Origin of the sequence: Desulforhopalus sp. IMCC35007, from assembly GCF_005116575.1 — a bacterium.
Lineage (GTDB): Bacteria > Desulfobacterota > Desulfobulbia > Desulfobulbales > Desulfocapsaceae > Desulforhopalus_A.
The window spans coordinates 1-7,250 of sequence record NZ_SWCN01000050.1 but is presented as its reverse complement, the minus strand read 5'-3'; the positions used below and the strand labels follow the sequence as shown (position 1 = coordinate 7,250).

The window sequence follows — 7,250 nt, the reverse complement described above, 5'->3', positions numbered from 1 at the left end:
GCCCTATTACAATGCATCTCAGGTGATTGTATAATTGAATCAAGCTGTTACAAAAAATATTGCCAAAAACCTGTCAAGCATTTTCTTCATCCCCATAAATTATTTTTAAAGGGGGGGAAGCAGTTACGAATATTCATTATCTCTGAACGATGACAGAGCAGGGAGTATAAGACATAAAAAAATCTCCCGATCCTCATAAGATGAAGTGTCCCCTCTTTTAACATCTGAAGAGAGAGGGGAGCTGTCAGCGAATACCCTGTAATTTATTTCATAACTCATATGTACCACCAGCCTTCAAGACACAGGTCGTGGCGTTGACCTCTGAGGTCAGTCTCTGCAGGGCATGGTCGCAGGTATCGTGGCCGGAGAGGAACATATATTTTGGGTTTATTCCATTGAGATGCCTGATGGTTGCCTGCAGGTCATCGTCTGTTATTTTTTTCCACGGTGGTTTTCCTGTTCCCCAGATCATCTGTACCTTGAGGCCCGGTTTGCGTAGCGGGCTGTCGGTGACCGGGAAATGCAGCCCGCCACCAATGGCGTAAATCGGTTCACTGGAAATTCGCCTGACCATTTGTATGATGGTTTCAATGGTTGGATGGCCGCATCCGGTAAGGACAACCAACCCCTTATCTTTAAGACGGGCAACAATGGCCTGCTCTTCGGTTAAACCCATAAGAAAAAGACTGCGTGCCAGTGGTCCGGTGGAGGCAAGACCCGCTGGAAGCAATCTTGGTACTGTTACTATTTCAGGTGTAAAACCTTCTGCATCTGCAGGTTCGGGTAAGAAACAGGGCTTTTGCCGTGAGGAATGTACGGCAATCGGCAGCCGGACCTGTTTGTTGCGAACAGCTCTAAAGCCACCCATGTGATCGGGGTGCAGGTGGGAGATAACAAGGCCGTGCAGTGTATCCATGGAAAAACCAAGGCGCTCTGCATTGCTGGCAAAGACCTCATTTTCTGGACCGAAGCCCACGTCAAAGAGAAGCTGGCCCAGATTGGTTGTAATCAGGTACGAAACGCCGGGGGAGCCCAAAAATCCAGGCTCAGTTTTGTACTCGACGATGGGTGTCAGGGAAAATTGTGTGAGTTCGGGTAAATCAAGTTCACGTGCGTTCTGCATCCGGCTGGTGTTGAGCCGTTCTGCCTGGACAAGGTTTTGTTTATAGCGACTGTTTTTGATATAGAGTCGTGGCAGAAGAACAGGTGCTGACAGGGCCAGAACGGGCCACCAGAGTGGTGAAATGCGGTAGGTCATCTATCTTTCCTCCTGACCCGCATATCCCATGAATTTTTTGATTACCAACTCAACGACATGATTTTATTTTTTAAATTGACTGTCGCAGAAAACAATGTGTTTTTCGGTGCAAATCAAAAGTTCATTGATGAGAAATTTGGGCTACGTTAATTTAACCTCGAAGCAAAAATAATTATAAGTGGCAGGGATGATTCCAATGGTATCTGGTCAATCTAAGTTACCGTGGCACACAATCCCTGCTGCCGGGCGCCATGAAAGGTGGCGGTTGTTGCCACCTTCCATGTGCTATCCTTTCACCTCAGCCTATTTTTTGGGTGGTGCGGGGGTTTTCTTTTGTTCCTCAGAACTGTCTTTTTTCCAGCGAAAGCCGTATTCAACCCAGCCCTTTTCTTTGGTAAAACATTGCCAGCCCCACTTGGTCCATTTCAGCAGGTTGAAGGCAAGCCACAGGGCCCAGAGTAGCATTAAGATCCGGTAGGCCATTATGGGTATGGAGACAATGACCGGCTGCGGCAGGACCGTTAAGATCCGGTCCTGATACCAGCGCAACAGATAGCTTCCCGAGCCATTACCGGCAATGCGCATGTCCGGATGGCCAAGCAGACCATGCTGGACGGCAAAAATTATTGCCCCAAAGGTAATGAGGGTCAGAACCACCAGTAGGACCTGTACGCCATTAAAGACGCTGTCTGAGAGTATGTTGCCCTTTTCGGCGCGGTACCAGAGTGCGGTAAACCAGACCACGATAATCAGGCAGGGCACAAGACCGCTCTGGCTTAAACCCAGGCCTAAAAGCAGCCAGTGAAAGATATTGAGCGGGGAGATTTTTAAAAGACCCAGGACGATTGCCGCAAGCAGGATGATCAGCAGCTCGCTGTAAAAGAGAATGGCGGGACCATTCTGGGGGCCTTTCACGTACCAGACCCAGCGATTGCCGATTTGCACCTCAATGGTGGAGTTTACACTGTTACTGCCAAGATCAATCTTTGGTACCTGAAAAAGGGTCGAAATTCCATCTGGAGTATTCCAGTTGACCTCTATTTTCTGTGAGCCGGGAACAAGCGGGATAACCACATTGCTGTCTTTTTTGATGGGCTGTTCCCGGTCATTAATCTTTACCGACTGGATAATGGCATTGCCCGGCAGGCTGATATTCTGCTGATCTCCACGGGTTGAGCGAATGGTAAAGGTCAGCGCCATGGAGGTGGAGCGAATACCTGGATTGATCTTGAGAAAGCTTGATTCGATGGTCTTGGTCTCACCTTCAACCCCTTTGGGGCGGCTGATAACCATTGAGATTTTTTCACCTGCCCACGGCTGCCATTCGGGCTGCCAGGTTCCGTCACCCGTATGATGATGGATGGGATGTATCCCCTCTGTTTCAATATGCCAGACCGGGCTGGCATTAAGTCGCCATACCTCGGTCCACTCTGTTGTCTCAGGGGCCATAAGAGAAATGGACGAGCGCTCTTTGAACACAGAGTTCCAGCGCTTTTGCTGTTCGCCCGGGGAAAAGTTCACCTCAATAACATTGCCGGTAACCTTATATTCTCCGTTGGTGACCGATTCGCCGTCAAGAAGAGGAATCTTCAGATACACGGATGTGCCGGAAGGGGAGAGCCTGGTCACGATGGTTTCAACATTCCACTGCAGACCGAGATGAAGGATCCTTCTCACCTCCATGAGAGGTGGTAGGGTTGAGGTACCAAAGCTGTTTTTATCCGCCTCTACTTTCTGTTGAACAAACTGTAGCGGGCCGCCTGGAACCTTGTTGGGGTCAAGCCCTGAGACGGTCCACTGGCCACTTCCTTCAAAGTCGACGAGGTGGGGTTTTACAGGCAGGCCCAGTTGCAGGTCTGAGCGGTTGACCCGGCCTGACATCCTGAGTACATGCTGACCTGCCGGAACGGGCACCCAGACCTGGTCATTATCGGCAAAGGCAGGTATCTCGGACATTTCAGTGTTCTTGGCCTTCTCAGTATTACCCAGCTCAAATGACTGCCAGATAAAACCCTTACCGCCGGGCAGGGGCAGGGCGGATTCAACGCTTGCATTGATGGTCATCTGCAGCTGAACAGTTGATTCTTCCATCCTGATCTGCATGGTGTTGATATCTGCACAGTTTGGAAAACATCGGGCTGGTTCGGTGAGCCTTGTCCGCAGAGAGTCGAGAAGTTCCTGACTGGGATAATTAGCACAGACCCCAGGCGTCGCGGCTGCCCCTGAGATGAGCAGGCAGAGTAAAACCGCCCCGGTGAGGGTGGGCGCACTGTCTGCTAGTTCAAATTTTACTGATTTTCCTGGTTTCAGTGCCCCGAAATCCTTGCGGTTCACCATGAAAAAGGCCAGGAGGAAGAGGGCCGCCACCTTGAGCAGGGAGAGGATGAGATTGACCAGAGGTGAGATGAGATACAGCTGGAGCTGCAGGGCAGCGTCAACCGGGCCATTCCATGACAGACGCACCGCCCTCCATATTTTGTCGGGTACGCCGGGGCCTGCCTGTAGCTTTGACTGGGTGTCGTATTGTTGTAATTCCGGCTCCTGTGGGGTGTAAGCCATGCTGGCTGGAGCCGCGGAGCGCATTGCTTTGCCTGCATATTCCATGGTTGATTGAACCATGTTTTCTTTTAGGGCATCGGTGGTCATATCCCTTTTCTTGTTAAGGCCGACCGAAGGTGGGCTGTAGGCGTTGTAAACCCTTTCCAGTTGCGGATAGAAGCCTTCACGCAGCTGTGTGACGGAATAGGGGAGAAGGACAATAACGGTTGCGATCAGCAGCAGTATCCGTGCTGCCTTGATAAATTTAATAAATTTCAGGTCAGGTGCTGCGCTCAGGATGGCAATGCAGCAGAGTATGGCCAGCCAGAGAAAAACCGGGGCCTGCTGGTCATGATAGGAGAGAACAAGGGCGATAAGCGCCACCAGCCCTTTGAGCGGGCCAAGCAGCTTAAAGGTGGTGGTGACGATGATGAGTACGATAAAGCAATCCAGCAGGGTCCAGCGGGAAATCCAGCTGTTGACCGAATCAACCCCTGTTGCGTGGAAGACCTTCCAGCCCGGCTGGAGGATGAGATCGGCGGAGAGTTTCTGGATGTTCTGGCCCCAGCCACCCGCAGGAAAGGTGGTCGTCTGGACGACACGGCTGACCGCCAGGGCATTAATCTGCCCCTGCCGCACTTCAACTCCGGCTGGACCTTTCTGCTCACCATCTTGTAGGGTGGTTATAAGCTGGTCGCGATCGTTTATGACCATTCTGCCGAGTTCAGCGGGCTCCTGCATCTCAAGACGGGGATTACGGTAAACGGTGCCTGTGAGATTATCCTGAACGGTTATTCCCTCACCGTCACTGTCGAGCCAGAAGGTACGGTGCAGGGTTAGGTTGTTGGGAGCCGGTTCGGGATTGCCTCTTTTTAAGGTATCAAAGACCATCGATTGACCTTTTTCCACCTGATAGGCGGGAAAAGAATGCCAGGCGGGAGGAATGGTCGTCTGGCTCGGATCGATTGCAGGGACTCCTGATATTTTGACCATGCGCAGTTGATTCTGGGCCTCAAAACTCCAGTATTCTTTATCCGGGCCAAGCGGACTGTTGTCAAAGAGAAGGTTCTCCACGGGGCCTGTACTACGGGATCTGTAGATGATTGTGTAGTTCCCGGGGCGTGCCTGCATATGGATCTGGCCATCAGCGCCTATTTTGACCGGCAGTGGACATTGCAGGTCAAGGGGAATCTGACCATCAGGTAACTTCCAGTCGATGAGGATTTCCCGGGGCTTTCCTGAGATCTGCACGGCAATATGACTGGTCATGACCATGGGTATTGTGTCTTTTACATGCCGGTAGACCTGGGTCTGCACGGTGTCCTGTTCTTGTTCCGGGCCAGTTGCGGTTTTTCTTGAAAGCCACAGAACATCCTTTGCAACATCCGCCAGACGCTCAGTACCATCCACCGTAAACGGCTCGATTATGGCGGTTCCTGCCGGGATCTGGATGGATTCAGGCAGGGCCTGCCAGGTAAAGGAGCCTTTGACTTCATACGCTCCTGGGCTGTCGATAAAGATGGCGGGTGACCCGCTTTGATTAACCACCAGGGCTGGCTTGTTGTTGATCTGTACATCCTGAGGCCAATGACGTTCATTGCCTGGCAAAACGATCCATCCCTTTGCTTTCATCTGCCATTGCTGATGAAAGGTGCCGCCGGTCGCGCCCAGATCAAGACCCAGCGGTGTCGGCCAGACACAAAACTTTTGCTTGCCGTCAAAGGCTGCGGTGCAGAGTCTCTGATCCTGATCGTGCAGGACCCAGGGAACCCATTCTTGCAGGGATTCGGGTATTTCGGTGGTGGAGGACACAGAGGGGAACAATAAAGTGAAAAGGGCCAGGAATAAAGAAGCCCATTTCGTTGTATGAAAAATCATAACATACTCCTGAAAACCTTGGTTAGACGATTAAAGACGTAAATCACGACGCACGGCTGGACTATTTTATCTCTGAATACATTCAATGTTAGTGGCCAATATACTATCATACTGAGGAGTTATTAGAAACGGGCTTGAGAAATAACTCCGGGTACAGAAAAAATTCCCATAGAGTTCGTGAGCAAATGAACTGTCTTTAATGCCTGGCAGGTTCTGGGTTCATCAAGGAACAACCAGCACCGGGCAATATATCGTATTGAGCACCTTATGTGTAACGCTGCCGAGAAAGAGACCGGCAATATCTGAGTGACCGTGTGAGCCCATGACAATCAGGTCGTACTCCTTTTGTTTTGCAAGATTCGTCAACACGACCCCCGGTGATCCGTAAACAGCCTTAAGTTGATATTCTACTCCCCGATCCGCAAAAATCTCTTCCGCTGTTTTTAGTATATCCCGGGCATGCCTCTCGCTCGTTGCTTCAAGATCTTTGATGAGCGGGCTTGGGACTTCCAGGATACTGGCATTCCATTCATAACAGTTGATAATGGTGACCTGGGCTTTGTGGAGTTTGGCGAGATTGAGCGCGTAGCTGCAAGCGTTTATAGAATGAACAGAACCGTCAAAGGGAAGGAGAATTTTTTCAATTTTCATGAGAAGTCACCTCTTAAAAGAATTGAACATCTGAAATGTCTGTTCTTACTGATAACCTATCAGACAACAATATCACCCTGTGTAATAAAACAGCTGCAGAGAAAGTATGTATAAGAAGACCCGGTTGCAACTTTTGAGATTTGTGCAAGAGCCTTTTCGTCAGAGTCGTGAATAATGAGAGTTTAGAGGTATTTTAATGATTTCACATTAATTTTGGGTAATCCATTTCAGCTGTTATGCTTGCAAAGCAGTCTGGACAAACACCATGACTGAGCTGGGGTATTGTAATATTACCAAAAAAATTTAAGACCCTGATCGCCTCTGCTGTCTCTACCCACTTGCCGTCTGAAACGGCGATTTTTTTACAGAAGCTGCAAATTTTGACAATATCCTCGCTTCGAATAACCGACGCATCCAGGATTTTGATATACTCCCTTTGGCGTATTTCCACTACTGTACTGGAAAATTCTACAGCCCCGTCATCCATTGCAGTCATGGTAATTTGAAAGACTCGTTGCAGCTCGGGTGAGTCGCAGTTGATAGATATTACCGCAGGCTCAAGGGTTTTCCGCACCTCGGTCAGTACAAGCGTGTATATATAGCGGGTATCATGATCTGCAATGAAACTCCACAGTGATTTACCGAGGATCAAGTGCGGAACGCTCATTGCAATAGCATCATTTGCAAGGGCAAACTCACTCCAGTTATCGGAGAGGTAGCTTAGGTTATCAGACTTGTCTATTCTGTATATATAAGAACTGTCATCTGTTTTATTATTGTTGGTCATCGTCTTCTCTGAGGTTAGTGTACCATTCCTTCTGTAAATTCATATAAAGCTTGGCAAAAGGCAGGCCAAGCTTATCCTTTCGGGGCCAATTATCAACAACAAACCGAAAGGAGAAAACAATGACCTGCCAACAGGATT

General features: G+C 49.5%; 4 protein-coding genes. All 4 read right to left on the bottom strand.

Features of this window, described 5'->3' with window-relative positions; genetic code table 11:
* Window positions 1–268: 268 nt before the first annotated feature.
* The 4 genes from FCL48_RS24425 to FCL48_RS24410 all read right to left on the bottom strand — a co-directional run bounded on the left by FCL48_RS24425 (window position 269) and on the right by FCL48_RS24410 (window position 7,112).
* Complete coding sequence (locus FCL48_RS24425) at window positions 269–1,258, bottom strand: MBL fold metallo-hydrolase (RefSeq protein ID WP_136876676.1); 990 nt, start codon at window positions 1,256–1,258, stop codon at window positions 269–271.
* 303 nt (window positions 1,259–1,561) lie between these two features.
* Complete coding sequence (locus FCL48_RS24420; protein ID WP_136876674.1) at window positions 1,562–5,674, bottom strand: hypothetical protein; 4,113 nt, start codon at window positions 5,672–5,674, stop codon at window positions 1,562–1,564.
* A 222-nt stretch (window positions 5,675–5,896) separates the two neighbouring features.
* Window positions 5,897–6,325 (bottom strand): universal stress protein, encoded by a 429-nt coding sequence (locus tag FCL48_RS24415; RefSeq protein ID WP_136876672.1) that lies wholly within the window; start codon window positions 6,323–6,325, stop codon window positions 5,897–5,899.
* 202 nt (window positions 6,326–6,527) lie between these two features.
* Window positions 6,528–7,112 (bottom strand): hypothetical protein, encoded by a 585-nt coding sequence (locus FCL48_RS24410; RefSeq protein ID WP_136876670.1) that lies wholly within the window; start codon window positions 7,110–7,112, stop codon window positions 6,528–6,530.
* Window positions 7,113–7,250 lie beyond the last annotated feature (138 nt).